This window comes from Streptomyces griseoruber, assembly GCF_001514205.1.
Lineage (GTDB): Bacteria > Actinomycetota > Actinomycetes > Streptomycetales > Streptomycetaceae > Streptomyces > Streptomyces griseoruber.
In genome coordinates this window covers 69,907-95,882 of the sequence record NZ_KQ948766.1, presented here as the reverse complement: position 1 = coordinate 95,882, position 25,976 = coordinate 69,907, and the positions used below count along the sequence as shown (strand labels likewise).

Below are 25,976 nucleotides of genomic sequence, written 5' to 3'. Positions count from 1 at the left end.
GGTGGAAATGGCGGGAAACAAGCGCGGTTGCGGTGCGAAAAGGGTCCGTTGACGCTGGTCGCGCACACCGAGCGGGCGGACCTGTGCGAACCGGCGCCGACCTGCACCGGTCCTCTGCCTGATCACACGTGTCCGACGGCGCGGACAGCCGGGGGATCTTGAGGCTCCGGTTCGCACTTTACGTCAACTTGGAAGAGAAGGCTCTCCCGGAAGAGTGATAAGAATCCGGCAACCCCGCTCGGATTCGGCCACTCCGATCCGTCCGCCGTGCAGATCGACCGCCCACCGGGCGATCGCCAGCCCCAGCCCCGTACCGCCGTCGCTGCCCGGACCGTGCGGCCGGCGGACGGCTCCCCGGTTGAACCGCTCGAACACGCGGTGCCACTCCGAGCGCGGTATGCCCGGACCCTCGTCCAGGACTTCGAGCTCCAGCGAGTCCGGCTGCGTCCCGCGCCGCGCCTTCACCGTCACCCGGCCGTGCGGCGGGCTGTGCTTGACCGCGTTGTCGATCAGGTTCGCCACGACCTGGTGGATGCGCTCCGGGTCCGCGTGCACGGTCAGCTCCGGCGGGCAGACGTCCAGGTGCAGATGGACGTCCGTCCGCGTGTGGCTGCCGCCCGAGCCCATGGTCGCGCGCGCCGAGGAGACCATGTTGGCCTCCTTCAGCACGCCCGACAGATACGGCCACACCTCGAAACGGCGTTTGCGCAGCGGTACGACGCCGTTGTCGAGCCGGGACAGGTCGAGCAGCGTCTCCACCAGCCGCCCGAGCCGCTCCGTCTGCTTCAGCGCCGTACGCATCGTCTCGGGATCGGCCTCGGCGATGCCGTCGACCACGTTCTCCAGGACGGCGCGCAGCCCCGCGATCGGGGTGCGCAGCTCGTGCGAGACGTTCGCCACCAGCTCCTTGCGCTGGGCGTCCTGCGCCTCCAGCTCGTCCGCCATCACATTGATCGTCTGGGCCAGGTCGCCCAGCTCGTCCCGACGGTTCTCCCGGACCCGGCGGGTGTAGTCACCGTGCGAGATGGAGCGCGCGACCGCGTTCATCTCGTCCAGCGGGGCGGTGAGCGAATGCGCCACGAACTGCGTAATCAGCAGTGTGGCGATCATCGAGAAGACCGTGATGAAGCGGAGCTCCGTCTTGGTGTGCACCGCGATCATCGACAGACCCGTGGTGATCAGCACCGAGATGACGACCAGCGCGCCCAGCTTGGTCTTGATCGAGAACGGGCGCACGCCGCCCCAGGGATCCCCTGGTCCGGAGCCGGGGCTTCTCGGTCCGTCCGCGCCGCTCATGGCGTCGGGGTCTCCAGCGCGTAGCCCACGCCGTGCACCGTGCGGATCCGCTCGGCGCCGATCTTCCGGCGCAGCGCCTTGATGTGACTGTCGACCGTGCGGGTGCCGGAGGCGTCCGCCCAGTCCCAGACCTCGGCGAGGAGCTGCTCACGGGAGAGCACCGCGCGCGGGGTGTTCGCCAGGCAGACCAGCAGGTCGAACTCGGTGGGCGTGAGGTGCACGTCCTCCGAGCGCACCCGCACCCGGCGCTGCGCGTGGTCGATCTCCAGCTCGCCGAGGCGCAGGATGCCGCTGCGGGGCGTGGTGGCCGCGATCGCGGCCCGCTCCACCCTGCGCAGCAGCACATGCACGCGTGCGGCCAGCTCCCGCATCGAGAACGGCTTGGTCATGTAGTCGTCGGCGCCCACGCCGAGCCCGACCAGCATGTCGGTCTCGTCGTCGCGCGCGGTGAGCATGAGCACCGGCACCGGTCGGGCGGCCTGCACGCGACGGCAGACCTCCAGGCCGTCGAAGCCGGGCAGCATGATGTCGAGGATCAGCAGATCGGGCTGCCAGGCCTCGGCGGTGTCGACGGCCGCCGGTCCGTCGCCCGCCGTTTGCACGAGGAATCCCTCGGCGCGCAGGCGGACCGCGATGGCGTCGACGATGGTCGGGTCGTCCTCGACCACCAGAACGCGCCGCTGCGCTCCCGGGGTCGCCGTCGTCGTGCCGTTGTGCGAGGTGTGTGTCGTCTCCATCGCCCGCCCCTGAGTGTGCTTTCCGGAATCAGTGGGGTGATCCCTTGTCTGCGCATGACTGCGGTTGACGCGTAAATGATCGGCGTCAGGGATGCAACGTACCCGGAGTCACCGACGCATTGCTATCCAGGCCCGACGGCGGGGCGGACGGCGAGGTGCACGACGTCCGGCACGCCTCGGGCAACCGGGATCTCTTCGGTACGCACCTGCCGGAACCCGGCATTCCGCAAGGTTCCCTCGAATTCCGGAGAGGGGCGGGCGGACCAGACGGCCAGGACACCACCGGGTGTCAACACCCTTGCGCAGTCCGTGAGTCCGGCCGGTGAGTACAGGCTGTCGTTGCCCTCGGTGACGGTCCAGCCGGGCCCGTTGTCGATGTCCAGGCACATCGCGTCGAACGTGTCGCACGTCTCACGGAGGTGGTCCAGCAGGTCCGCTTCCACGATCGTCGTGCGCGGATCGGCGAGGGCCCGCGCGGAGAGTCGCCCGAGCGGCCCGTCGAGATGCCAGTCGACGACCGCCCGTTCCCGTTCCACCACGGTGATCGCGCCCCAGCGCGCATCGGCGGCGGCGTGCGCGAGCGAGAACCCGACGCCCAGGCCGCCGATCAGCAGCTTCGGTGCGGGACGGCCGTCCAGCGCGGCGAGCGCGGCGTCGACGAGCAGCCGTTCGGAGCGGCCGTCGGAGGTGTCCATCAGGAAGCAGCCGTTGGCGATGATCTGGAGCAGTTCGCCGTGCCGGCGTAACACGACCTCACCATGGGGTCCCGCGCGACGGTCGAGCACCTCGGGGCCGTCGGGGATGTCGTACGAACGGGGCATCGGCCCATCCTGGCACTTCCCTGACGGTCTGTTCACACGTTTTCGGGAGCGCAGGTCGGACGGGGGTGAGGGGCGGGTGTGACGTTGACGCGCCGCTGTGCGCTGGTTGTCGTGAAGCCCCTGGGAATCTCAGAGCTTCCTGTGAATCGGCCCCCGCGTGGCGCCGGTCACAGACATGTCGCGGGTCGGCCACGAAGGGTGGGGTGAAACGGAAGGAGCGCCTCACAGTGGAACCCGCGGTGGAACCCACGGTGGCCCGTACGAGCCCGCCCCTTCCCGACGTCTGCGGACTCCTGGACGGCATCCCCGGCCAGCGCGTCCCGCACCAGGTCACGCGGCCCGCCGAGGAGAGCCCGCGCGTCCGGCGCCGGCGCCCGCCCCGGATCCCCGTCCCCTTCACCCTGTCCTACGCCGCCGTCCTCGCCGTCACCTCCGCTGTCGCCGCGCACGCCGACCCGGCCCTCGTGCACACCTTGCACCAGGGCTCCAGCACGGATGTGGCCCATCTGCTGACCGACCCGGCGCAGGTGCTGATCGCCAGCGCGCTGTGGGTGGCCGGCGGTCTCCTCTCGCCCTTCACCCTCGGCTTCCTGGTCGTCCTCACCGCGCTGGAACACCGGATCGGCGGCCCCCGGACGGCCGTCGTCTTCCTGCTCGGACACGTCCTGGCCACCCTCGCGACCGAGGTCCCGGTCGGCCTCGCCGTCCTGGTCGGCCATCTCCCCGACAGCTCGCTGCACCGCCTCGACTACGGCATCAGCTTCGGCGTCGCCGCGAGCGTGGGCGCCCTGGCCGGACTGCTCCGCCCCTGGCTGCGCCTGCCCCTCCTCATCGCCCTCGGCGGCCTCCTGCTCCAGGACCTGATCGCCTTCACCGACCCCCTCACCGACTGGGGCCATCTGATCGCGCTGGCGATAGGGGTGGGGACCTGGCCCCGGGTACGGCGGTGGAGCCGGGAGAGGCGGACCGGGGGCGGTTCCTAGGCCGCCCGCGCCACCGCGAGGTCCCTGGCCAGGGCCGGGATTCCCAGTCGTCGTTCGTCGTCCGGGCTCGACAGGTGCAGCAGGTTGGTGAGCTGGTAGGGGTCGGCGCGCAGGTCGTAGTACTCGCGGAAGAGGACCTCTCCGGAGCCCTGAGGGCGGCCGTCGGTGTCCAGGCGGCCCCGGTAGTACTCGGTGTACTGCTCGTTCTTCCCCACGTACGAGGCCCAGGTGTGGATCGGGACCTTGTCCTGGCGGTTCCACCACCACTCGGCGAGGACATGGTGGCGGTCGTTGCGGGCGTCGAGGAGGGAGTGGCCGTCGTGCGGGGTGTCGGGGGTGATGCCGGCCGCGGCCAGCAAGGTGGGCGCGATGTCGACGTGGCAGGTCAGACGGTCGTCCCGGCCGCCCTTGGCGAGGCCGCCGGCCGGCCACGACATCAGGAACGGCACCTCCAGGCTCGGCCGGTACGGCACCGACTTGCGCAGCCAGCCGTGGTCGCCCCAGGCCAGGCCGTGGTCGCTGGTGAACACCACCAGGGTGTTCTCCAGCTGGCCCAGCTCGCGCAGCTTGTCGCGGAAGTCGCGCATCGCGTCGTCCACGGAGAGCAGGGTGCGCAGCTGACGGGTGCGCAGGGCCCTGCCCTCGGCGAAGGAGTGGTCGGCGGTCCGCAGAAAGGGCGGCTTGTCCAGCTTCCCCGTCTCGAACACCGACGGGCGGCCCTTCCAGGAGGGCACGCGCGTGCGGGCGTACGTCCCGTCCGGGATGTTCACCTCGTGCGCCGCGCGGGTGGCGACGTACGCGAACCAGGGGCGGGTGTCCGTGCGGGACCTCTCGACGAAGGCGAGGGCGCGGTCCTTGATGACGGTGGTGTTGTAGCCGGGGATGGTCCGGACGGTCCCGCCGTCGTTGTAGTGCCCGTCGACATAGGCGACCGGTTCCTGGAGGAGCCACTCGTCGAAGTGGGGCGGGTTGTCGGCGGGGTGCCAGTAGTTGAGGTACTTGCCGAACAGACCGGTGCGGTAGCCGGCCTCGCGCAGCTGACGCTGGACGGTGGTGTGCTGGTCCAGGTGGGTGGGGTGCCGGGTGTCGAGGACGCCGTGGTGGTGGGCGTACCGGCCGGACATGATGGACGCCCTCGACGGCGCGCACAGAGGGGTGTTGGCGTGCGCGCGCTCGAAGGTGACGCCGTCGCGTCCGAGCCAGTCGATCGTCCGGGGCAGGGCCCAGTCGGTGTCCTTGGGCTGGTCGTCGGTGAGGACGAAGAGGATGTTCGGGCGGTGGTCGGACCGCGGACGCGGGCCGGGCGCGGGCGTGCCGGGCGCGCTGCGGCGCGCCGCGGGTGCGGGGGTGGCCGCGGCCGGGGTCCGGCCCTCGTCGGCGGCGCGGTTCGCGCGCACCGCCAGGGTGGTGATGACCGCGCCGGCCGCTGTCGCGGTCGCTCCGGCGACGAGGGCGCGGCGGCTCGGCCGGTGCCCGCCGTTCGTCTCGGAAGTGTCGCTCATGTCGTCCCCCTGGCCCCGTTGTGCCCGTGTTTCGGGCGGCTTGCTCACTGTGAATCGCCTTGCAGTGTGCGTGAGTTGCCTGTGAGTTCTGTTGCGGGGATGCGGCGGAGCGCTTGCGAAGGTATGGCGGCCGTCAGTCGTCGTAGTGGACGGTGCCGTCCTCGCGCAGGGTCGGGTGGATCTTCATGGGGCCGTACTCGTCGACGTCCGACGGGCGGGGCGGCTCCGGGCCGTCCGGGCCCATCCGGATCATCCGCTCGACACGGCAGACCCGGAACACCCGGTCGTCCACGGTCGCCTCGTCGGCCCGCCCCGCCGCCCGGAACGCCTCGGCGGCGCGGGCGTAACGGGCCTTCCTGCGGTCGTCGAAGCGGTACAGCATCGCCCAGACGCGGGACATGCCGTCGTAGAGCGAGCGACGGGCGTCGTGCGGGGTGGGGTGCAGGGAGCCGCAGGGGCTCCAGCCGGAGACGCCGCGCTCGGCCACCGCGAAACCGACGGGCAGCCGCACCACGTCCGGGTGCGTGGCGGCCGCCCGCACCGAGTCGGCGAGCACGTCCTCGGGGAAGCGGGCGCCCGAGTACACGAACTCGCGCAGGCCCAGCCGCAGGGCGCCCGCCATCGGCCCCTCGTCCCGGCCGGGATCCAGCGCGAAACCCACGTCGGGGGAGGGGGCACCGGCCCGCTCCTCCCACGAGGGGCACACCGGTTCCGGGTCGGTGGGCCGGGGCGGCTCCAGGCCGTCGTCGCCGGTCCGCGCGAACTCGTCGCCGCGTACGACCCGGTAGCGCACGTCCAGCGCCTCCACCTCGTCGGCCGGGTCGCGCTCCAGCACCGAGACGGCCGCGAGGAGCGCGCGCCGGACGGCCGGGTCGTCGGTGCCGTCCTTCGCCGTGAACCACAGATGCGAGTTCAGCCCGTCCCGGGCCTGCTGGGGCATGCCGTCCACCACCGGCTTCAGCAGTCGCCAGCGCGGTTCGGCGGGGGCCGGGTCCCGGACGGCGACACCGAAGACGGGCCCGCGCAGCGCGATGTGCGGATAGCGCCGGGAGGCCTCCACGGCGTCCGCCTCCATCACCCAGGCGACGGGGTCGTCCCGGCGCACGAGATCCGCGTGGAGCGCGTCGAGCCGTCGCTTCCAGTCATCGGTCATACGCGCATTGTGGTCGCCGGGTGGGGTGGCTTCGGGGTGAATGCCGGAAGTGGGCGGATGGGGTGGGGGAAGGCGGGAGCGGGGAGGCACGGTCGGTCGCGCGCCGCCCCTGGGCGCGCCCCCGAGCGCCTCGGGGTGCCGGGCTCGCTTCGGGTGTCCGCTCTTGCGCGCGGCTACGGGGGTGTGGCCGGCGGCGTCGCGCGGTGGCCGTGGGGATGCCGGGCCGGGGGTGGGTCGCGCGGCCCGTGGTTCAGTGAGCGGCTCCTGTGAACCTCGCGCTCGTCTCCGGTGGACGAGGCTGCCGAAGCCCCGGCGGCGGTGGGCGGGGGCCGTCTCGATCAGGTCGAGGACCGCCGTCGCGCCCGTCGGGGCGATCTGGCCGCGGGCGGCCGGGGAACCGTCCGGGGTGACGATCATCGTGCGGGTCACGCCGCCGGCCGACCAGGTGCGCTGCCGGTGGCCGGCGGGGAGCGGGCCGGGTGCGGTGCCGGTCGGCGGGGTCGTCATCAGGCAGCCCGGTTCGGGGTCGATCCACCAGTTGGCGCCGAGCGGGCCGCCGGGTCCGCGAACACCTTCAGTCACACCCCCGCCCCGGTCACGGCCCCGGCCACCTTCCGTACGGTCGCCTCCTCGACGGCGTCGTCCGTCGCGCCGAGGACGTGCCGGGTCACGGGGTGCGGGCCCGTTCCCGCGTCGATCGTCCAGCCCCACCTCTCGTGATCGCCCACAGCGAACGTGGCGCCCCTCCGGGAACATTCACCGGCCGCTGTGCATTGAGTCGGCATAGCTCAACTTGACTGCCGAAGGGGAGATCATGGCTTCGACGTCCGCATCGCTCACCCTGCCCGTACTGCCTCTTGATGACGAGGTTGTGCTCCCCGGCATGGTGGTTCCGCTGGACCTCAACGACACCGACGTACGCGCCGCGGTGGAGGCCGCCCAGGCCGCCGCCCGTTCCGAGGGCGGAAAGCCACGCGTGCTGCTGGTGCCTCGCATCGACGGGACGTACGCGAGCACGGGTGTGCTCGGCACCGTCGAACAGGTCGGCCGGCTGGCCGACGGCGACCCGGGCGCGCTGATCCGCGGCCGCGGCCGCGTGCGGATCGGCGCCGGCACGACCGGCCCCGGCGCCGCCCTGTGGGTCGAGGGCATCCGGGTCGACCAGGCGGTGCCCGAGCCGCTGCCCGGTCATGTCGCCGACCTGGTCAAGGAGTACAAGGCGCTCGCCACCGCCTGGCTGCGCAAGCGCGGCGCCTGGCAGGTCGTCGACCGCGTCCAGGCCATCGACGACGTCTCCGCGCTCGCCGACAACTCCGGCTACTCGCCGTTCCTGACCACCGAACAGAAGGTGGAGCTGCTGGAGACCACCGACCCGGTGGCCCGCCTCAAGCTCGCCACCCAGCAGCTGCGCGACCACCTCGCGGAGCAGGACGTCGCCGAGACCATCGCCAAGGACGTCCAGGAGGGCGTCGACAAGCAGCAGCGGGAGTTCCTGCTGCGCCGCCAGCTCGAAGCCGTCCGCAAGGAGCTGCGCGAACTCAACGGCGACGCCGCCAAGGACGGCGAGGAGTCCGACGACTACCGCACCCGCGTGGAGGCCGCCGACCTGCCCGAGAAGGTCCGTGAGGCGGCCCTGAAGGAGGTCGACAAGCTGGAGCGGTCGAGCGACCAGTCGCCCGAGGGCTCCTGGATCCGCACCTGGCTGGACACCGTCCTCGAACTGCCGTGGAACGAACGGACCGAGGACGCCTACGACATCCAGGGCGCCAAGGCCGTCCTCGACGCCGAGCACGCGGGCCTGGAGGACGTGAAGGAACGGATCACCGAGTACTTGGCCGTGCGCAAGCGGCGCAGCGAGCGTGGCCTGGGTGTGGTCGGGGGCAGGCGCGGCGGTGCCGTGCTCGCCCTGGTTGGTCCGCCTGGTGTCGGAAAGACCAGTTTGGGAGAATCCGTCGCCCACGCCATGGGCCGCAAGTTCGTCCGTGTCGCCCTCGGCGGTGTGCGCGACGAGGCCGAGGTCCGCGGCCACCGCCGTACGTACGTCGGTGCGCTGCCCGGCCGGATCGTGCGGGCGATCAAGGAGGCCGGGTCGATGAACCCGGTGGTGCTCCTCGACGAGATCGACAAGGTGGGCTCCGACTTCCGGGGTGACCCGGCGGCGGCTCTGCTGGAGGTCCTGGACCCGGCGCAGAACCACACCTTCCGGGACCACTACCTGGAGGTCGAGCTGGACCTGTCCGACGTCGTCTTCCTCGCCACCGCCAACGTCCTGGAGGCCATCCCGGAGGCCCTGCTCGACCGTATGGAGCTGGTCCGCCTCGACGGCTACACCGAGGACGAGAAGGTCGTCATCGCCCGCGACCACCTGCTCCCGCGCCAGCTGGAGCGGGCGGGACTGAACAAGGACGAGGTCGTCCTCGACGAGAGCGCGCTGCGCAAGCTCGCCGGCGAGTACACCCGGGAGGCGGGTGTACGCACCCTGGAGCGGTCGATCGCCCGGCTGCTGCGCAAGGTCGCCGCCCAGCACGAACTGGGGGAGCGGAAGCTGCCGTTCACCGTGACCGACGCCGACCTGCGCGGTCTGATCGGGCGGCCGCACCATGTGCCCGAGTCCGCCCAGGACCCGGCCGAGCGCCGTACGGCCGTCCCGGGTGTGGCCACCGGCCTCGCGGTCACCGGCGCGGGCGGTGACGTGCTCTACGTCGAGGCGTCCCTGGCCGACCCGGAGACCGGTGCGGCGGGGCTGACCCTGACCGGTCAGCTCGGGGACGTGATGAAGGAGAGCGCGCAGATCGCCCTGTCCTTCCTCCGCTCGCACGGCGCGGAGCTGGAGCTGCCCGTCGGTGATCTGAAGGACCGGGGCGTGCACATCCACTTCCCGGCGGGCGCGGTCCCCAAGGACGGCCCGAGCGCCGGCGTCACCATGACGACCGCCCTCGCCTCCCTGCTGTCGGGCCGACTGGTCCGCACGGACGTGGCCATGACCGGCGAGGTCTCCCTCACCGGACGGGTGCTGCCGATCGGCGGCGTCAAGCAGAAGCTGCTCGCCGCCCACCGCGCAGGGGTGACGACCGTCGTCATCCCCAAGCGCAACGAACCCGACCTGGACGACGTCCCGGCGGAGGTGCTGGACAAGCTCGACGTCCACGCCGTCACGGACGTCCGCCAGGTCCTGGAACTGGCCCTCGCGCCCGCCACGAACGGCGCGAAGCCGCAGGTTCCGGCGGCGGCGTGACGGACGCTGCCGGATGAGGGCGGGGCCCGGGCTCTTCCGCGAGGGAGGACCGGGCCTTCGCCCGCACCCCGACCTGGTCTTCCGCCGGTCCGCGCCTGCGAAATACTTGAGGAGCCGCGGCCAGGGCGGGCACCGGCGGAAACAGGAGTGTGCTGACGTGCACGAGGAAGCGAACGGCGAGGCGTCGCCGCGCGGGGTGGACCAGGGCGACCGGGAGTTCCTCTCCCTGGAGCGGGAACTCACGGTGCTGTTCCGGCGCGCCCGCGCCAACCAGGGCGAGATGGCCCGCGAGGTCCACCCGGACCTGGAGTCCGCCGCGTACGGCCTGCTCGTGCGGCTGGAGGAGTGCGGCCGCCAGCGCGCCACCGAGCTGGCCGGATACATCGGCGTCGGCAAGGCCACCATGTCCCGTCAGCTGCGTGCCCTGGAGCAGCTCGGACTGATCGCCCGCGAGCCCGACCCGGCGGACGGCCGCGCCTGGCTGGTCGACCTGACCGAGGAGGGCCGCAGCCGGGTCGGCCGGGTCCGCGAGGCCCGCCGCGAGCGGTACGTCACGCACTTCTCCGACTGGGACCGGCGCGAGGTCGCGGAACTGGCCCGGCTGCTGCACCAGCTGAACCGCGGCATGGAGAAGTAACCCGGTCAAGCGGCCTGGGCAAGCGGCCCGGTCAAACGGCCTGGGCAAGCAGCCCGGTCAAGCGGCCTGGGCAAGCGGCCCGGGCAAGCGGCCCGGGCTCGGGCAAGCAGCCGGGGCCGGGCACGGCGCTACAGCTCGACGTACACCGCCGTCGCGTCGTCGTGCGTCTTCGCGTTCCCCAGGAACGCCCGCCCGGAGCGGTCCGCGCGTTCCCGCTCCCGTACGCGCTCCACCAGCGCCTCCGCCCCTCGCGCGCGGAGCAGGGCGAACAGGTCCGTCCAGTCGCCCTCGTGGAAGGTCTCCGTCCAGCGGGCCGCGCCGTCCGACAGCGCCGCCAGGGCGCCGACCCCGGCGCGCGGCACGCTTCCGGTCACCGCCCGCGCGGCCACCGCCGGATCCGCGGCGGCGGTGAAGAAGCCGCCCTCCCGGTTGCGCAGCGAGCCGTCGACGTACGCCGCGCTCCGCAGCAGCTCGCGCGGCAGCCGGGCCAGCCGGTCGTCGAGGACGGGGGTCACCGGGCCGTCCGGGGAGGCGAGCAGCAGCACCGCGTCGGACAGGACCAGATAGTCCACGGTCTCCGCCGACCAGCGCGCCACGGCCACCGTCGCCTGCGGGGTGCGCGGGTGAGAAAGGTCACAGGTTTCGGCGTGGGCCGCGGCGGTACGCGCAACGGCGAGAGAAAGGGCCTCGACCAGCGGAACATCCGGTGCCGAAACGGTCAGTTCGGTCAGGGCCCCGCCCAGCCGTGCCGTGAACCAGGGAACCGAATGCAGACAGCCCCCGCCGTCCGGCGGCGGAGTCACCCCGTCGAGCACGACGACCGAACCGCCCTGCCCGCAGGCGGGAAGGCCGACGCTCGCGAAGTCCTCGTTGGGGCGGGCCGGATCACCGGGCCGCGACACAAGTTCCGTACGCATTCGGCCAGTCTGCACGACCCCTTCACAGCCTCCGCAAAAGGCTTGCATCGCTCGCCGAACGGACGTAGGCCCGCAGGTCAGACGCCTGTTTTGGGAGGTAATGCAGGGGTCGGGAAAGCGGTGGCGGCGAATCTTGTCAAAGCCCGCCGCCCACGTCCAACCGGCCTGCCGCGCAAGGGCGCTGCACACGCCAGAGGAACTTGCCCGCCAACTCCCCTCCGATGTTCACTCCTTCGGGTGGCGGGGCAGGCGATGCGCGATCCCCGCCCACCGGCACTGGGAGGGTCGGGGACCGAACCGGGCGTACGCACCAGTTGACGGAGCGTCACATCCGGCCCATGGGCACACGAGTCAGGAATGCGAGCACCGGTGCAGAAGACGCGGCCTCGGCGCACAGGCAGGCAGACGGCCTCCGAGGGGGGCGCGGAGCGCACCCCTGTCGGCAAGGGCCGTCCCACCCATGTACGCAACCGGCTGATCGTCGCGGTGGCCGTGGTGGCCGCCGCCATCGCCGGAGCCGGCGCCCCCGCCGTCCTCACCGCCTCCGGGCAGCTGAAGGACTCCCAGGACCTGGTCACGCTCGCCGAGCAGACCCAGGACGCCCTCGTCCTCGCCCAGTCCCTCGCGGACGAGCGCGACGCGGTCACCTCCTACATCGCGGCCGGCCGCCCCAAGTCCCAGGCGCCCTCCACCGACGGCAGCGCCCGGGTGGACCGGCAGGCGAGCGAACTGGAGGGGACCGACCTCACCGCCTCGCTGCGCGCCGCCCTCGAGTCCCTCCGGTCCGTCCGTGCCGCGGCGCTCACCGGCGACGACACGGCCGTGGAGGCGCACGAGGCGTACTCCGCGATCATCACCGCGCTGCACGGCCTCGCCGACCGGCTCGCCGAGGACATGCCGCCCCGCGCGGGCTCCGGCGCGTACGCCCTCGCCGAGCTCGACGCCGCCGTCCAGCAGGCCTCCGCGGCCCGCGGACTGCTGCTCGCCGCGCTGAACGTGCCCACCAGCTCCCGGTCCGTCTACGACCCTGCCACCGGTCTGACGACCACCGAGAAGACCTCCTCGGAGGCCGACACCAAGGTCCGTGACGCGCTCACCGCCGCCGCCCAGCAGGCCCGGGTGCGCTCCGACGCGGCCCTCGCCGACTTCCGCGAGGGCGCCCCGGGCGCGACCGTGGACTCCTACGACTCCACCGTCACCGGCGGCGACGTCGACACGGCCGAGAAGTACCTCGCCCGCCTCACCGACCAGCCCGTCCTGGGCGACGACGAGCTGGACACCGGTACCAAGAAGCTGGACGCCGCGCTCTCCGCCCGCGTCGAGCTGATGCGCGGCGTCGAGTCCTCGTTCTACGACCACCGCACCAAGGACCTCGCGCGGCTCCGCGACGACGACGTCACCGCGCTGGAGATCCGGGTCGCGCTGGTCGGCGCCCTGATGCTGCTGGCGGTCGTCGTCAGCACCGGCATGGCGCGCAGCCTGACCTTCCCGCTGTCGGTGCTGCGGCGCGGCTCCGCCCGGCTCGCCGAGGCCGAGAACCCGGGCGCGGAGGAACCGGTCCGCTTCACCGGCCGCAACGACGAGTTCGCCCAGGTCGTCCGGTCCGTCAACGCCCTGCACGAGCACGCCGTCGCCCTCCACGAGCGCGTCAACACGCTGGAGTCCGACCGCAAGCACCTCGTCGGGCAGCGGCAGACGATGGCCGACGCCCGCGAGGAGCTGCGCGCCGAACTCGCCGACTCCGCCGCCCAGCTGCAGCGGCTGCGCGGCGCCATCGGCGGCACCTTCGTCAACCTCGCCCTGCGCACCCTCGGGCTCGTCGAGCGGCAGCTCGCCGTCATCGAGACCCTGGAGGAGCGCGAGCAGGACCCCGACCGGCTGTCGACCCTCTTCAAGCTCGACCACTTCGCCACCGTCATGCGCCGGCACAGCGAGAACCTCCTCGTCCTGGCCGGCACCGAGCACGTCCAGCAGCACGCGGGTCCGATCCCGCTGGTGGACGTCGTACGGGCGGCGGTCAGCGAGATCGAGCGCTACGAGCGGGTCCGCATCGCCTCCCTGCCGCCGCACGCGCACGTGGCCGGCTTCGCCGCCGACGACCTGAGTCATCTGCTCGCCGAACTGATGGAGAACGCCACCTCGTTCTCCCCGCCGGACCTCCCCGTCGAGGTCTCCGGCTGGCTCCTGGAGAGCGGCGAGGTCATGCTCTCCGTCCAGGACGAGGGCATCGGCCTCGACGCGGAGCGGCTCGTCCGCCTCAACTCCCGCCTCGCCGACTTCGACCCCGAGACCCCGTACGACCAGGAGGGCGAGGAGGGTCTCGGCCTCGGCCTGTACGTGGTGGCCCGGCTCGCCCACCGGCACGGGGTACGGGTGCAGCTGCGCGAGCAGAAGCAGGGCGGGACCGCGGCCGTGGCCGTCCTGCCGACCGCACTGCTGGCCGCCGCGCCCGCCGCCGCGGTCCCCTCGGTCACCCCCGCCGGCGCGACCGGCCATGCCTTCTCCCTCCCGGGCGCCGACGCCGAGGCCAACTCCAACGTCCTCCCCGGCCGCACCAAGCCCACCGACGACCCCTTGGTCGCCCTGGCGGAGAAGGCCGTACGCAGGGCGGAGGACGCCCCGCGGGAGCCTTCGGCGGCTCAGCCCGAGGCCGACGCCCCGGCGTCCGCCGACCCGGCTCCGGCGTCCGCCGACCCGGCTCCGGCGTCCGCGGGTCCGGTCCCGGCGGCCGGTGCCCCCGCCGCGGGGCACGCGCGGCGGGCCTCCGCCCCCGAAAGCCCGGCCGAGACGGCCGAAAACCCGGCCGAGGCGGCCGAGGACTCCGCCCCCGGCGTCGAGCGTCCCGTTCCGGAGAGCCCGGTCCCTGTCGCGGAGAGCCCCGCCCCCGAGCTCCCCGCCGAGACGACCATGGAGCTCCTGCTGCCGCACCCGCAAGGGGAAGCGGACGCCGGGCCGGACAGCACCACCGAGCACAGCAGGGTCCCGGACGCGCCCGAGGAACTCCTCGCCGACGAGGAGCCCGTCACCGACAAGGGCCTGCCCAAGCGGACTCCCAAGATCACTGTTCCCACCCAGGCCCCGCGCCGGCTGACCGGTTCGGTCGACGCCGAGGCCCTCCGCCGCCGTCTGGGCGGCTTCCGCCGGGGGGCGGAGGCCGGTTACCGCGAGGTGGAGGCGGAGATCGCGGAGAAGACGGGCCAGAACAAGGTTCCGGCACCCGCGTCACCTCAAGATGCACACGCACACGCCGAAGAAGACACGGGGGGCACAGTCGAGGAGGCAAGCAGTTGACCGCGCCCAGTACCTTCGGACTGAGCAGTGAAGCCCGTAACCTGCACTGGCTGTTGACCAACCTCGTGGAGGAGGTCCCCGGCATCCAGTCCGTCGCCGTCGTCTCCTCCGACGGCCTGCTCCTGCTCTCCTCGGACCCCGGCCTCCCCCACGCGCGAACGCGCTTGCGCGGGGGCACCCCCACCGACGAGGCACGGCAGTCCCGCAGCGGCAAACCCGCCGGCCCCCGCGGCTCCTCCGCGGACCTCGCCACCATCGTCTCGGGCATCGGCAGCCTCACCATCGGCGCCGCCAAGCTCATCGACTTCGGCGGGGTGAAGCACACCATGATCGCCATGGAGGAGGGCAGCCTGTTCGTGATGTCGATCAGCGACGGTTCCCTGCTCGGCGTCCATGGCTCCGCCGACTGCGACATGAGCGTCGTGGCGTACCACATGGCCCTCTTCGTGGGCCGGGCCGGACACGTCCTGACCCCCGAACTCCGCAGCGAGCTAAGAAAATCGCTGGAGGAGTCGGAGTCGGCGGGGAGCGCCCGATGACCGACGACCCGCGACAGACCGCGCAGCCGCAGCAGCCCAGGAAGCAGCTCCCCGTCCGCGGTGGCGACCGCAGGCCCGCCCGCGTCCGCCCCTACTCGCTCACCGGCGGCCGTACCCGCTTCGGTCACGTCCTCCTCGTGGAGACGTTCGTCGCGGCCTTCGAAGCCCCCGAGGAGCGCAAGGAACTGACGAATGGTTCCCTCCGGTCCACGGTCATGCCGGAACTTCGGGCCATCGTGGAACTGTGCCGCCGGATGCGCACGGTGGCCGAGATCGCCGCGCTGCTGAAGATGCCGCTCGGTGTGGTCCGGGTGCTGCTCAGCGACCTCGCGGACCAGGGAAAGATCCGTGTGTACGGCACCGGTACCGCCCACGGTACGGGCCGTCCCGACCGCGCTCTGCTGGAAAGGGTGCTGAGTGGACTCCGTCGTCTCTGACGCCGCCTCCTCCTTTGGCGTCACTCCGGTCGCCCCGCCGGCCGCCGCCCTCGTCGAGCCCGACGAGCCCCTTCAGCCCTGGCAGACGGACCGCACCCGGGCCCCCATAGCCACCAAGATCGTGGTGGCGGGCGGGTTCGGTGTCGGCAAGACCACCCTGGTCGGCACCGTCTCGGAGATCGAGCCCCTCCAGACGGAGGCGCTGATGACCGAGGCGAGCGCGGAGACCGACGACCTCACCGGCACGCCCGAGAAGACCACCACCACGGTGGCCATGGACTACGGCCGCATCACGCTCGACGACGACCTGGTGCTGTATCTGTTCGGCACGCCGGGCCAGCAGCGGTTCTGGTTCATGTGGGACGACCTGGTGCGCGGCGCGATCGGCGCGGTCGTCCTCGCCGACACCCGCCGGCTGAAGGACTCCTTCCCCGCGCTGGACTACTTCGAGAGCTGCGGGCTGCCGTACGTCGTCGCGGTCAACCACTTCGACGGCAGCGAGCTGTTCGAGCCCGCGGACGTGCGGGAGGCGCTCACGATCCCCGCGCACATACCTGTCATGATCATGGACGCGCGGCGCCGGATCTCGGTGATCGAGACCCTGCTGGCCCTGGTGGGCCACGCGCTCGACGAAACCCCCGAGTAGCTCTCGACCAGCCCCCTGAGCAGCACCCCGAGCAGTCCCCTGAGCAGTCCCCACCAAGGAGTCTCCCCGCATGCGGAAGATACTCGTCGTCGGAGCCGGCCAGTCCGGTCTCCAGCTCGCCCTCGGCCTCCAGTCGCACGGGTACGAGGTCACCCTGATGTCCAACCGGACGGCGGACGAGATCCGCTCCGGCCGGGTCATGTCGACGCAGTGCATGTTCCACACCGCCCTCCAGCACGAGCGCGACCTCCAGCTGAGCTTCTGGGAGTCCCAGGCCCCGAAGATCGCCGGACTCGGCGTCTCGGTCGCGGTCCCCGGCTCGCACGACCCGGGCCCGACGCAGCGCGCGATCGACTGGGTGGGCACCCTCGACGGGTTCGCGCAGTCCGTCGACCAGCGGGTGAAGATGGCCGGCTGGATGGAGATCTTCGCCCAGCGCGGCGGCCAGCTCGTCATCCACGGCGCGGCCGTCTCCGACCTCGACTACTTCTCCCGCGCCTACGACCTCGTCCTGGTCTCGGCGGGCAAGGGCGAGCTGGTGTCGATGTTCGCCCGGGACCCCGAGCGCTCCCCGTACACCGAGCCGCAGCGCGCGCTCGCCGTGTCGTACGTCCACGGCATGGGCCCCCGCCCCGAGCACCCGGACATGGAAGCGGTCCGCTGCAACCTGGTCCCCGGGGTCGGCGAACTGTTCGTCATGCCGACGTTCACCACCTCCGGCCGCGCCGACATCCTGTTCTGGGAAGGCGTACCGGGCGGCCCGCTCGATGTCTTCAACGGCGTCAAGGACCCCGCCGAGCACCTCTCCCTGACCCTGGAACTCATGGAGAAGTTCACGCCCTGGGAGTACGCGCGGGCGACGAAGGTCGAACTCACCGACGCCGGCGGCACGCTGGCCGGCCGTTACGCGCCCACCGTCCGCAACCCGATCGGCCGTCTGCCCGGCGGTGGCCTGGTGCTGGGCGTCGCCGACGTCGTCGTCGCCAACGACCCGATCACCGGCCAGGGCTCCAACTCCGCCTCCAAGTGCGCGGCCGCCTACCTCGCGTCGATCCTCGAGCACGGGGAGAAGGAGTTCGACGAGGAGTGGATGCGGGCCACCTTCGACCGCTACTGGGACACCGCCCAGCACGTCACCAAGTGGACCAACGCGATGCTGGCTCCGCCGCCGGAGCACATCGTGAACCTGCTCGGGGCGGCCGGGCAGCTGCCGGTCGTGGCTGATCGTTTCGCCAACGCCTTCAACGACCCGGCCGATTTCGAGAACTTCTTCTACGAGCCCGAGAAGACCGCCGCTTATCTGGCGGAGGTCACGGGGGCCGGCGTCTGACGAGCGGCCTGAACGCGCCGGTCCGTCCTCCGTCCCGACAAGCGGCGGCGGCGGACCGGAACTAGGCTGGAGCGGGACGGGGTGGGGTCCGGGGCCCGCACGACAGGGCCCGGTCCGGGGGTCGATCACATACTGCAAGGACCAAGGGACCTGCTGGGGCCGCGCCCTGCCTCTCGCGCGGTATCACTTCGACGCAGGCACCGACGCGCGGCCGCGTGCGGGTTCCTCTCACCGGAAGGAAGGTGGGAAGAATGGCTGCGCTCATGGTGCGTCGGGCCGCGACGGTGGCCGCCTCCTGCGCCGTTGCCGTCGGAGTCATGACGGCCCCCGGCGCCGGGGCCGCGCCGACGGCCACCGAAGGGGTCACGCAGGGGTGCTACCAGCGCGACGGCTACCCGCCCGGTGGCGGCAGGAACATCGGCGGATACCCGGCCAAGTACAAGTGGGACTTCACTCCGTACATCGGGGCGAGGTACTACTCGTGCGGCAGATACGTCAAGCTCTACTACGGCGGGTACAGCACCAACACCACGCACTACAACGTCCGCTGGGCCCCGCCGGGCGGCAGCTGGCGCCAGTCGGAGCTGCGCGCCGGCGCCGACATGGTGTGGACGTTCGACGCCGCCTACGGCGACTACAACTTCTCGGTCCAGGCGTGCAACCGCGGTGGCACCTTCGAGCGCTCGCGCTGCACCAACTGGTCGCCCCAGCTCTACCTCAACACGCGGTGACGATCCGGAGGCCCCGGATCAGGACGCACGGCTCCGAGGATCGGGTTCGACGCGATCGGTGAGATCTTGATCTTCTCGCCCGTTCTCGGGGCCTGGACCACCATTCCCTCGCCCATGTACATCGCGACGTGGGTGGCTTCGGGGAAGTAGAGGACCAGGTCGCCGGGGCGCAGTTCCTTCAGGGGGATCCTGGGGAGCCGTGCCCACTGTTCCTCGCTGGTGCGGGGGATGGGGGTGCCGGCCTGGTTCCAGGCCTGTGAGGTCAGGCCCGAGCAGTCGTACGACTTCGGGCCCTCCGCGCCCCACTCGTACGGCTTGCCGATCTGGCGGACGGCATAGCGCAGGGCCTCCTCGCCCTCGGGCGAGGCCTTGTGGTCGTCCTTGAGCGCGCCGGACGCGATCAGCTTGTGCTGGGCCTGTGCCACCCCGTCGTTCTCCAGTTCGGCGATCGCCGCCAGCTGGGCCGCGGTGAGGGAGGCGAGGAGTCTCTCGACGTCGCCCAGGCGGCGGCGGACGTCGTCGCGCTCCTTCCTGCTCCGCTCGGTGAGCGTGAGCTGGCGGTCCAGGGCCGTGCGCGCCTCGCGGGCCAGCCCGTCCGCCCTGCGCTCGCTGCCCTCCAGCCGGCCCACCGTCTCGGCCCGCTCCCGCGCCAGCCGGCCGATGACATGCCCCTGGTCCAGGGCCTGCTGCGGGTCACGGGCCAGCAGCAGCCGTACGTACGGGGAGATGTCGACGCTGTTCTGGTACTGCTGGCGGGCCAGTCGCCCGGCCGCGCCCCGGCTCTCGTGCAGGGTCAGCCGGGCCGCGGCCAGATCGGCGTCCAGGCGGTCGGTCTCGGACTGCCGCTGCTTGAGGACTTCCTCGGTGGCGTTGTAGGCCTCGGTCGCCTTCTCGGCCTCCCGGTACAGCCGCTGAAGTTCCGTCAGCAGCTCGGCCACCGTCCGCCCGCCGGGCGGCGCCGGGGTCGGGGCCGGGGTCGGGGCCGGCGCCGGCGGTTCCGGTACGGCGACGGCGACACCGCCCGCCAGAACGGCCTGCGCGGCCAGCGCCGCCATGGAGACCGCACAGGCCAGACGCGGCAGCCTTCCTGACACGACATCACCTCCACTGCGGGGGAGGCAGCCCGGCTGGCCCCTCGATCCCGCAGGGTGATAATGGGACATACAGGTCGGAAACGCTCGGCCGGCTGCTCGGTTCGGCCCAGTCGCGTCACTCTTCGGTGTCGTCCCGGTGCTTCTCCGGCGTGGCGGGTTCCGGTTTCGACCACGGCCACCTCAGGCGGCCGGAGCCCGTTTCGCCCTCGGCGGCGTACTCGTACTTCCACCCCTGCTGGAGCCCCAGCCGCTTGCCGTGCCCGCGCGGCACCCGCCGGTACACCAGGACCGTCGGCGGGCCGCCCGCCGCGTCGGGGACCGGGATGCGGTACGTCTTCGGCGGATGCCCGGTCATGCCCAGCAGGACCGGCAGCACCCGGCCGTCCATCGGGCCGCCCTCGAAGGGGGTGTCTTCGCTCTTCACCGCACCAGTGTCGGTCAGTCCGCGCTGCTCAGCGCGTCCCGGACCAGGTCGGCGGTCTGCGGATCCCGGGCCGCGGTCACCGTGAGGACCGCCACGAACTGCTCCATCAGCCAGTCCCGCAGCTCCTCGACGGGCGGCTCCTTGCCCTCGTCCAGCCAGATCAGCGAGGCCGCCTCGACCGCGGCGATCCACATCCGCACGGTCATCCGCAGCCGGGGGCCCGGATCGGCGACCCCGAGATGGCTGTAGATGTGCTCGGCCGCGGACCGGCGTACGCCGTCCACGATGGCCGTCGTACGGGAGGTCTCCACCACGCTGCCGCCCTGGAGCAGGGCGCTGAAGCCGGCGTCGTGGCGGGCGACGAAGCCGAGGTAGCGGTCGAGGGCGCGGGCGAGGCGGGGGAGGAGGGGGCCGTCCTGGGGCTCGTCGAAGCAGAGCCGGAGTTCCTCGGCGGCGGAGCGGAGCGCGGCCTCGTAGAGCTGCTGCTTCCCGCCCGGGAAGTAGCGGTAGACCAGTGGCCGGGACACCCCGGCGGCCTCCGCCACGTCGTCCAGCGACACGTCCTCGGGGAGTCGGTGGGCGAAGAGGGTGAGCGCCGCGTCGAGGAGCTGACTGCGCCGCTCCTCGACACTGAGGCGGCGGTAGGCGGGGGCGGCGGGGGTCATGTGTGCAGGGTAGTCCGGCCGCCTTTCGGGTGCGGGTGCGTTGTGGCTGGTCGCGCCCACGCGGCGGAGCCCCGTCAGGTGGGGCGGCTGCCCTGGGCCAAAAGTCCGGAGGACTTCCACAGGCGCCGCCCCACACCCCTGAGCACCCCTATGTCGTCCAGGAAGTCCGTCAGGCGTTTCGAGCCCGTCTGCATGATCTCGCGGCGGTGGGCGCTGGCCTTCACCTGGGCCATCGCCTCGCGCTTGTCCAGGCCGACGTTCGGGTAGACGTCCGGGTTCACGAAGGCGACCGAGAAGATGCGGGCGAACTCACCGGACGTCACCCGGGTGAACTCCTGGGACCACCTCGGGGCGGTCACCATCTGGCGGCGGAGTTCCTCGCGGGCGTACCGGACGTGCCGGGCCTCCTCCACCACGTGGATGCGGGTGACGCCCCGGATCAGGGGCTGCACCCGCTCGTCCGGGAAGGTCAGGCGCTGCATCCAGTCGAGGACCTCCTCGCCGAGGAGGGTGGCGGTGAAGGAGCCGGGGGTGGTGGAGACGGTCTTGAACAGGCGGCCCAGGTGCTGGTGGGCCCGGCTCACCGGGTACCAGGGCGTGCCGCCCTGGGCGATCAGCCGGGCGAACATCTTCGAGTGCCGGCACTCGTCCTCGATCTCGGTGAGCGCGTAGCGCACATGCGCGCTCGTCGCCGCCTTGTCGTAGATGTGCCGGACGAGCAGCTGCATCAGGATGATCTCGAACCAGATCCCCAGCGAGGCCAGCGCCGCCGCCTCGTGCTGCGACAGCAGGATCCGCTGCTCCTCGCCCATCCGCTTCCACAGCGGAGTGCCGTACAGCGACACCAGCTCCGGCGGCCAGAACCACTTGCCCTCCTCGAAGGGCGCGTCCCAGTCCAGCTCCTTGTCGGGGTCGAAGGAGTGCTTGGCGGAGGAGGCGAGGAGCCGCTCGGCCACCTGTTCGCGGTCCTTGAGCAGGCCGAGCGCGTCGCGCAGTCCGGCCGGCGCCTCGTCGTCGGTGAGGGTCGTCATGGCTCTTATGAGACTGCTTGTCAGCAAGGGCGTCAATCCTTTGCACGCATGGAGTACCGTGCTGACGTGTCCACGCCTCCGCCCCCGCCCCCGCCCCATCCCCACGGCCAGCAGGGGCCGTACGCCCCCGGTCCCTACGGGCCGCCGCAGGGACCGTACGGTCAGCCGGCCGGGCCGCCGGTTCCGCCGCCGTACGGCGCCCCCTACCCTCCGGCCCCCTACGTTTTCGCCCCGCCGCCGCCCAAGAGCCGGGTCGGGCTGGTGCTCGGGATCGTGGGCGGGGTCGTCGGGCTGGTCGTGGTGGGACTGGTCGCGCTCGTCCTGATCGGGGTGAAGGTCGAGAGCGACTTCCCCGACGCCGAGTACCGGCTGACCCTGCCCAGGACCCTCCTCGACGGCCGCTACGAGCTGAGCGACGACCTCTCCGCCAGCGAGGGCGACTCGATCGAGCGGGAGATGGACGGCGCCTGGGACGCCAAGGTCACGGACACCAAGGTGGGGCAGTACGGCCTCGGCGGCGACGACACCCAGGGCGCGCTGCTGGTCTCCGGCATGTACGGCCGGTTCCAGAACGCGGAGGGCAACCGCGACGCCATGCTGAAGGGCGTCGGCGAGGCCGACGGGCTCGAGGTGGTCGGCCGGCCGAAGGACTTCCGGCCGGGCGGGGCGGACACCACGGTCACCTGCGAGGTGGTCAGCCAGACGGAGGCCGGGACGACCCTGACGTACCCGGTCTGCGCCTGGGTGGACGGCAACACGGCGGCCGTCGTCGCCGAGATCACCGCGGCGAACGTCGGCCAGGACGCCTCCGCCGTCGACCTGGAAGCGGCCGCCGAGACCACGCTGAAGATCCGCTCGGAGACCCGTCAGCCGCTCTAGTCGGGAGCCGCTAGTGCCGAGGCAGGCGACGTTCGCCCCGTCGCGACGCCCGGCACGCACTCTCGCCGCACCGGCCGAAAGCCCAAGTACGTCCAGTACGAGGACTTCTGGCCGGCACGCCGAGAGCACGCACCGGACGCCGCTCCTTGACGGGCAAACGTTGCCTGCCGCGGCACTAGAGCGAGCAGCCGAGGCCCTCGGGCACCTCGAAGGTCACCGGCTGCGCGCCCTGGGGCGGGAACGGGGTGCGCAGGGTGAAGGCGTACGGCGTCGGGCCGTTGGTCCGCAGGTGCAGCAGCCGGGCCTCCGCCTCCGCGACCGTGGGGCGGTGGCCCGCCGGCACCCACCACAGGGCCACCATCGCCTCCCGCACCCGCTCGAACCACTCCCGCCTGCGCGCGAGCATCTCCCGGTGCCGCCCCTGGTACATGTACGCGGTCAGGGTGTCGGTGTCCCGCCACACCGACATGTTGACGATCAGCCACGCGTCGCCGAAGACCTCGATGCCGGTCGCGTCGCCCTCCTCCGACTGGAGCCGCCAGACGAACCCGTCCGCGGCGTCCGCGTCCGCGTTGACCGGGTCGAGCGCCTCGACGAAGTCCTTCAACTCCGGTGAGTCCAGAGGGAACTTGAGGCGGGCGATGTTGACCTGGGCGAGTTCGTGGGCGGCGGGTTCCGTGGACCTGGTCGTCGTGGCGTCAGTCATGCGCGAACGGTAGGACGGACCTGTCGCCTCCGGAACCCCCCGTCTCACGGAGCGAGCACCGCCGCCATCACCGCCCGCGCGATCGGCGCCGCCATCCCGCCCCCGGTGATCTCCCCGCGGTTCGCCGAGCCGTCCTCCACCACCACCGCCACCGCGACACTCGGCTCGATGTCCCGCCGCCCCTGCGCCCAGGAGATGCACCAGGCGTACGGCGTCCCGGCGTTGCCGATGCCGTGCTGCGCGGTGCCGGTCTTGGCGCCGACCCGGGCGCCGCGGATCGCCGCCCTCGTCCCCGTGCCCTCGCGCACCACGTCCTCCATCAGCTCCCGCAGCCGTACGGCGGTCGAGGGGGACATCGCCTGCCGCGCCGACCGGGAACCGGCCGTGCCCACCGTGGCGCCGCCCCGCCGCGTGGTCCGCTCCACGAGGTACGGCTCGCGCACCTGGCCCCCGTTGGCCACCGCCGCCGACACCATCGCCATCTGCAGGGGAGTGGCCCGGGTGTTGTACTGCCCGATCGACGACAGCGCGAGCTGCGCCTGGTCCAGCGAGGTGTCGAAGGTGCTGGTGGCCACCGGGAACGGGATCCGTGCGTCCGGGTCGTTGAAGCCGAACGCCTGTGCGGTGCGCGACATCCGCGCCAGCCCCACCCGCACGCCGAGCTTCGCGAACACGGTGTTGCACGACCACTCGAAGGCCTCCCGCACCGGGGCGTCCGCGCAGCCGTCGCCCGAGTTCGTCAGCCGGGTCGTGGTCCCCGGCAGCCGGTACGGCACGGGCGAGTCGGTCGGCGCGTCCAGATCCGTCACCACCCCCGCGTCCAGCGCCGCCGCCGCGGTCACCACCTTGAAGGTGGACCCCGGCGGATACGTCTGGCTCACCGCCCGGTTCAGCATCGGCCGGTCGGGGTCGCCGTTCAGCCGCCGCCAGGCGGCCTCGGCGCCCGGGTCGTTCCCGGACAGCAGCGCGGGGTCGTACGACGGACTGGACACCAGCGCCAGCACCCGTCCCGTCGCCGGTTCCACCGCCGCGACCGCGCCCTTGCGCCCGTCCAGCGCCGCGTAGGCCGCCTGCTGGGCGCGGCGGTCGAGGGTCGTGACGACCATTCCGCCGGGCGGGCGGCCGCGCGTCACGTCGTTCCACAGCGGGAGCGGCGCGAGCATCGGGTCCAGGCCGGAGAGCAGGTCGTCCTCGGCGTGCTCCAGGAACGTCGTCCCGTACTCCTGCGAGGCGAAGCCGGTCACCGGTGCGTACAGCGGCCCGTCGAGGTAGGTCCGTTCGTAGCGCAACTGCTCCCCGGTGTCCCGGGAGCCGGTGACCGGGGCGCCGCCGACCAGGATGTCGCCGCGCGGCTGGCCGTACCGGGCGATGGACTCACGGCGGTTGGCCGGGTTGCCGTCGTAGGCGGCGGACCGGACGACCTGCACGCGCAGGGCGTTGAGCAGCAGCGCCAGCAGGAGCAGGGCGCAGAACGCGGCGGCGTGCCGGATGTGCCGGGTCACTTCGGTGCCTTCCGGGTCAGGGGGCGGTGCTTCCGTCGTACTGCCGTCGTGCCGAGTCGCTCACCCGGATCAGCAGCGCCACGATCGCCCAGTTGGTGACGACCGACGAGCCGCCCTGGGCCAGGAAGGGCATGGCCATGCCGGTCAGCGGGATCAGACCGGTCACGCCGCCCGCGATGACGAAGACCTGGAGCGCCACGATCGAGGCGAGCCCGACGGCGAGGAGCCGGCCGAAGGGGTCGCGCAGGGCGAGGCCGGCCCGGTAGCCGCGCTCCACCAGCAGGCCGTAGAGCAGGAAGAGCGCCGACAGACCGGCGAGGCCCAGTTCCTCGCCCGCCGTCGCCAGGATGAAGTCCGACTTCGCGGCGAACCCGATGAGGACGGAGTGGCCGAGCCCCAGCCCGGTGCCGAGCACCCCGCCCGCCGAGAAGGCGAACAGGGACTGGGCGAGCTGGTTGGGCCCGAGGCCCGCGTCGATCGACGCGAACGGGTGCAGCCAGTCCTCGATCCTGCCGTGCACATGCGGTTCGAGCCGGCCGACGGCCACCGCGCCGAGCGACGCGAGCAGCAGACCGACCGCGATCCAGCCGGTGCGGCCGGTGGCGACGTACAGCATGACCACGAAGAGCCCGAAGAAGAGCAGCGAGGTGCCCAGATCCCGCTCCAGGACCAGCACCCCCACGCTCAGCAGCCAGATCGCGACGATCGGCCCGAGCACCCGGCCGGTCGGCAGCTGCACGAACCAGAACCTCCGGCCCGCGTACGCCAGCGCCGTGCGGTTCGCCGCCAGGTACGCGGCGAAGAACACCGCGAGCAGCACCTTCGCGAACTCGCCCGGCTGGATGGAGAACCCGGCGATCCGGATCCAGATCCGGGCGCCGTTCACCGCCGGGAAGAGGATCGGCAGCGTGAGCAGGGCGAGCGCGGCGACCACGCTGACGTACGCGTACCGCTGGAGCACCCGGTGGTCGCGCAGCGCCGCCACGACCAGGATGAAGAGGGTGATGCCGAGGGTGGACCACACCAGCTGGGTGGGCGCCGCCCGGTCGCCCGGTGTCTCCAGGTCCAGGCGGTAGATCAGCACCAGCCCGATGCCGTTGAGCAGCACACCGATCGGGAGGGGGAGGGGGTCGGCGTAGGGGGCGCGCAGCCGCACCGCGAGATGGGCGACCAGCGCGAGCACACCGAGCCCGGCGCCGTAGCCCGCGGCGCCGGGCGGGAGGGTGCCGTGCCGGGCGACGCCGACCGCGCAGTAGCCGTACACGGACAGCAGGACGGCCACGACGATGAGGGCGAGCTCGATGCCGCGGCGCCGGGGGAGGCTTACGGCGGGGGAGGGTGCGCCGGCCGCGGCGAACGCGGTCGCGGCTCCGGCTCCGGCACTCGTCATGTCCGGAACCTACCCAAATGATGCCCCTTG

General features: G+C 72.4%; 24 protein-coding genes. 10 read left to right on the top strand and 14 right to left on the bottom strand.

Features of this window, described 5'->3' with window-relative positions; translation table 11 throughout:
• Positions 1-183: 183 nt before the first annotated feature.
• From AQJ64_RS12595 to AQJ64_RS12585, 3 genes are all read right to left on the bottom strand, one after another.
• The gene (locus AQJ64_RS12595) at positions 184-1,296 is read right to left on the bottom strand and encodes a sensor histidine kinase (protein WP_079061618.1); all 1,113 of its coding nucleotides are present in this window, start codon (positions 1,294-1,296) and stop codon (positions 184-186) included.
• Complete coding sequence (locus AQJ64_RS12590) at positions 1,293-2,033, bottom strand: response regulator transcription factor (protein WP_055635373.1); 741 nt, start codon at positions 2,031-2,033, stop codon at positions 1,293-1,295. The genes AQJ64_RS12595 and AQJ64_RS12590 overlap by 4 nt, the downstream gene beginning before the upstream one ends.
• 122 nt (positions 2,034-2,155) lie before the next feature.
• Positions 2,156-2,854: a spermidine synthase family protein gene (locus AQJ64_RS12585; RefSeq protein ID WP_055635372.1), complete on the bottom strand. Its 699-nt coding sequence runs from the start codon at positions 2,852-2,854 to the stop codon at positions 2,156-2,158.
• A gap of 227 nt (positions 2,855-3,081) precedes the next feature.
• Between AQJ64_RS12585 and AQJ64_RS12580 the strand changes: the two genes are divergently transcribed.
• Positions 3,082-3,837 carry a rhomboid-like protein gene (locus tag AQJ64_RS12580; protein WP_079061617.1) on the top strand — a complete coding sequence of 252 codons (756 nt, stop codon included), beginning with the start codon at positions 3,082-3,084 and terminating at the stop codon, positions 3,835-3,837.
• Here the strand turns inward: AQJ64_RS12580 and AQJ64_RS12575 are convergent.
• From AQJ64_RS12575 to AQJ64_RS52005, 3 genes are all read right to left on the bottom strand, one after another.
• Positions 3,834-5,339 (bottom strand): sulfatase family protein, encoded by a 1,506-nt coding sequence (locus tag AQJ64_RS12575; RefSeq protein WP_055635370.1) that lies wholly within the window; start codon positions 5,337-5,339, stop codon positions 3,834-3,836. The genes AQJ64_RS12580 and AQJ64_RS12575 overlap by 4 nt on opposite strands.
• Positions 5,340-5,472: 133 nt before the next feature.
• Entirely contained in the window at positions 5,473-6,492 is a 1,020-nt protein-coding gene (locus tag AQJ64_RS12570; protein ID WP_055635369.1) for a DUF5954 family protein, read from the bottom strand.
• 578 nt (positions 6,493-7,070) lie between these two features.
• Positions 7,071-7,220, bottom strand: a complete 150-nt coding sequence (locus tag AQJ64_RS52005; protein ID WP_342342287.1) for a hypothetical protein — start codon at positions 7,218-7,220, stop codon at positions 7,071-7,073.
• Between the two features lie 86 nt (positions 7,221-7,306).
• On the opposite strand from AQJ64_RS52005, the gene lon reads away from it, so the two are divergent.
• Together lon and AQJ64_RS12560 are read left to right on the top strand one after the other, a co-directional pair.
• Positions 7,307-9,727, top strand: coding sequence for an endopeptidase La (gene lon, locus AQJ64_RS12565; RefSeq protein ID WP_055633484.1), 2,421 nt, complete (start codon positions 7,307-7,309; stop codon positions 9,725-9,727).
• A 157-nt stretch (positions 9,728-9,884) separates the two neighbouring features.
• Positions 9,885-10,364, top strand: a complete 480-nt coding sequence (locus tag AQJ64_RS12560; protein ID WP_055633485.1) for a MarR family winged helix-turn-helix transcriptional regulator — start codon at positions 9,885-9,887, stop codon at positions 10,362-10,364.
• Between the two features lie 128 nt (positions 10,365-10,492).
• Here AQJ64_RS12560 and AQJ64_RS12555 read toward each other — a convergent pair whose 3' ends face one another.
• Complete coding sequence (locus tag AQJ64_RS12555; RefSeq protein ID WP_055633486.1) at positions 10,493-11,281, bottom strand: hypothetical protein; 789 nt, start codon at positions 11,279-11,281, stop codon at positions 10,493-10,495.
• A gap of 369 nt (positions 11,282-11,650) precedes the next feature.
• Here AQJ64_RS12555 and AQJ64_RS12550 point away from each other — a divergent pair, with 369 nt between their 5' ends.
• The 6 genes from AQJ64_RS12550 to AQJ64_RS12525 all read left to right on the top strand — a co-directional run bounded on the left by AQJ64_RS12550 (position 11,651) and on the right by AQJ64_RS12525 (position 18,255).
• Entirely contained in the window at positions 11,651-14,572 is a 2,922-nt protein-coding gene (locus AQJ64_RS12550; RefSeq protein ID WP_240512580.1) for a sensor histidine kinase, read from the top strand.
• Positions 14,569-15,111, top strand: coding sequence for a roadblock/LC7 domain-containing protein (locus AQJ64_RS12545; RefSeq protein WP_055633487.1), 543 nt, complete (start codon positions 14,569-14,571; stop codon positions 15,109-15,111). The genes AQJ64_RS12550 and AQJ64_RS12545 overlap by 4 nt, the downstream gene beginning before the upstream one ends.
• Positions 15,108-15,548 carry a DUF742 domain-containing protein gene (locus AQJ64_RS12540; RefSeq protein ID WP_055633488.1) on the top strand — a complete coding sequence of 147 codons (441 nt, stop codon included), beginning with the start codon at positions 15,108-15,110 and terminating at the stop codon, positions 15,546-15,548. The genes AQJ64_RS12545 and AQJ64_RS12540 overlap by 4 nt, the downstream gene beginning before the upstream one ends.
• A complete protein-coding gene (locus AQJ64_RS12535) occupies positions 15,529-16,194 on the top strand; it encodes a GTP-binding protein (protein WP_055633489.1) in 666 nt (221 codons plus the stop codon). The genes AQJ64_RS12540 and AQJ64_RS12535 overlap by 20 nt, the downstream gene beginning before the upstream one ends.
• Positions 16,195-16,264: 70 nt before the next feature.
• Positions 16,265-17,524: a styrene monooxygenase/indole monooxygenase family protein gene (locus AQJ64_RS12530; protein WP_055633490.1), complete on the top strand. Its 1,260-nt coding sequence runs from the start codon at positions 16,265-16,267 to the stop codon at positions 17,522-17,524.
• 251 nt (positions 17,525-17,775) lie between these two features.
• Entirely contained in the window at positions 17,776-18,255 is a 480-nt protein-coding gene (locus AQJ64_RS12525; RefSeq protein ID WP_059202629.1) for a hypothetical protein, read from the top strand.
• Here AQJ64_RS12525 and AQJ64_RS12520 read toward each other — a convergent pair.
• The 4 genes from AQJ64_RS12520 to AQJ64_RS12505 form a co-directional block, all read right to left on the bottom strand.
• Entirely contained in the window at positions 18,237-19,349 is a 1,113-nt protein-coding gene (locus tag AQJ64_RS12520) for a C40 family peptidase (RefSeq protein WP_079061615.1), read from the bottom strand. The genes AQJ64_RS12525 and AQJ64_RS12520 overlap by 19 nt on opposite strands.
• Before the next feature lie 115 nt (positions 19,350-19,464).
• Complete coding sequence (locus AQJ64_RS12515; RefSeq protein WP_055633493.1) at positions 19,465-19,773, bottom strand: hypothetical protein; 309 nt, start codon at positions 19,771-19,773, stop codon at positions 19,465-19,467.
• A 14-nt stretch (positions 19,774-19,787) separates the two neighbouring features.
• The gene (locus tag AQJ64_RS12510; protein WP_055633494.1) at positions 19,788-20,438 is read right to left on the bottom strand and encodes a TetR/AcrR family transcriptional regulator; all 651 of its coding nucleotides are present in this window, start codon (positions 20,436-20,438) and stop codon (positions 19,788-19,790) included.
• Positions 20,439-20,512: 74 nt separating this feature from the next.
• A complete protein-coding gene (locus AQJ64_RS12505) occupies positions 20,513-21,469 on the bottom strand; it encodes an AurF N-oxygenase family protein (RefSeq protein ID WP_055633495.1) in 957 nt (318 codons plus the stop codon).
• A 66-nt stretch (positions 21,470-21,535) separates the two neighbouring features.
• Here AQJ64_RS12505 and AQJ64_RS12500 point away from each other — a divergent pair, with 66 nt between their 5' ends.
• Complete coding sequence (locus tag AQJ64_RS12500; protein ID WP_059202628.1) at positions 21,536-22,348, top strand: hypothetical protein; 813 nt, start codon at positions 21,536-21,538, stop codon at positions 22,346-22,348.
• Positions 22,349-22,523: 175 nt separating this feature from the next.
• On the opposite strand, the gene AQJ64_RS12495 is transcribed toward AQJ64_RS12500, so the two are convergent.
• From AQJ64_RS12495 to AQJ64_RS12485, 3 genes are read right to left on the bottom strand one after another with little or no spacing between them, the layout of a single operon-like run.
• Complete coding sequence (locus AQJ64_RS12495) at positions 22,524-23,054, bottom strand: DUF3291 domain-containing protein (RefSeq protein WP_055636497.1); 531 nt, start codon at positions 23,052-23,054, stop codon at positions 22,524-22,526.
• 44 nt (positions 23,055-23,098) lie between these two features.
• A complete protein-coding gene (locus AQJ64_RS12490) occupies positions 23,099-24,556 on the bottom strand; it encodes a penicillin-binding transpeptidase domain-containing protein (RefSeq protein ID WP_055636498.1) in 1,458 nt (485 codons plus the stop codon).
• A gap of 16 nt (positions 24,557-24,572) precedes the next feature.
• Positions 24,573-25,946, bottom strand: coding sequence for an FtsW/RodA/SpoVE family cell cycle protein (locus AQJ64_RS12485; RefSeq protein WP_055636499.1), 1,374 nt, complete (start codon positions 25,944-25,946; stop codon positions 24,573-24,575).
• Positions 25,947-25,976 lie beyond the last annotated feature (30 nt).

What these genes read in the sequence shown, in the direction of transcription:
- AQJ64_RS12595 (WP_079061618.1), bottom strand. Translation starts at nt 1,296, where the DNA reads ATGAGCGGCGCGGACGGACCGAGAAGCCCCGGCTCCGGACCAGGGGAT.
- AQJ64_RS12590 (WP_055635373.1), bottom strand. Translation starts at nt 2,033, where the DNA reads ATGGAGACGACACACACCTCGCACAACGGCACGACGACGGCGACCCCG.
- AQJ64_RS12585 (WP_055635372.1), bottom strand. Translation starts at nt 2,854, where the DNA reads ATGCCCCGTTCGTACGACATCCCCGACGGCCCCGAGGTGCTCGACCGT.
- AQJ64_RS12575 (WP_055635370.1), bottom strand. Translation starts at nt 5,339, where the DNA reads ATGAGCGACACTTCCGAGACGAACGGCGGGCACCGGCCGAGCCGCCGC.
- AQJ64_RS12570 (WP_055635369.1), bottom strand. Translation starts at nt 6,492, where the DNA reads ATGACCGATGACTGGAAGCGACGGCTCGACGCGCTCCACGCGGATCTC.
- lon (WP_055633484.1), top strand. Translation starts at nt 7,307, where the DNA reads ATGGCTTCGACGTCCGCATCGCTCACCCTGCCCGTACTGCCTCTTGAT.
- AQJ64_RS12555 (WP_055633486.1), bottom strand. Translation starts at nt 11,281, where the DNA reads ATGCGTACGGAACTTGTGTCGCGGCCCGGTGATCCGGCCCGCCCCAAC.
- AQJ64_RS12540 (WP_055633488.1), top strand. Translation starts at nt 15,108, where the DNA reads ATGACCGACGACCCGCGACAGACCGCGCAGCCGCAGCAGCCCAGGAAG.
- AQJ64_RS12530 (WP_055633490.1), top strand. Translation starts at nt 16,265, where the DNA reads ATGCGGAAGATACTCGTCGTCGGAGCCGGCCAGTCCGGTCTCCAGCTC.
- AQJ64_RS12525 (WP_059202629.1), top strand. Translation starts at nt 17,776, where the DNA reads ATGGCTGCGCTCATGGTGCGTCGGGCCGCGACGGTGGCCGCCTCCTGC.
- AQJ64_RS12510 (WP_055633494.1), bottom strand. Translation starts at nt 20,438, where the DNA reads ATGACCCCCGCCGCCCCCGCCTACCGCCGCCTCAGTGTCGAGGAGCGG.
- AQJ64_RS12505 (WP_055633495.1), bottom strand. Translation starts at nt 21,469, where the DNA reads ATGACGACCCTCACCGACGACGAGGCGCCGGCCGGACTGCGCGACGCG.
- AQJ64_RS12495 (WP_055636497.1), bottom strand. Translation starts at nt 23,054, where the DNA reads ATGACTGACGCCACGACGACCAGGTCCACGGAACCCGCCGCCCACGAA.
- AQJ64_RS12485 (WP_055636499.1), bottom strand. Translation starts at nt 25,946, where the DNA reads ATGACGAGTGCCGGAGCCGGAGCCGCGACCGCGTTCGCCGCGGCCGGC.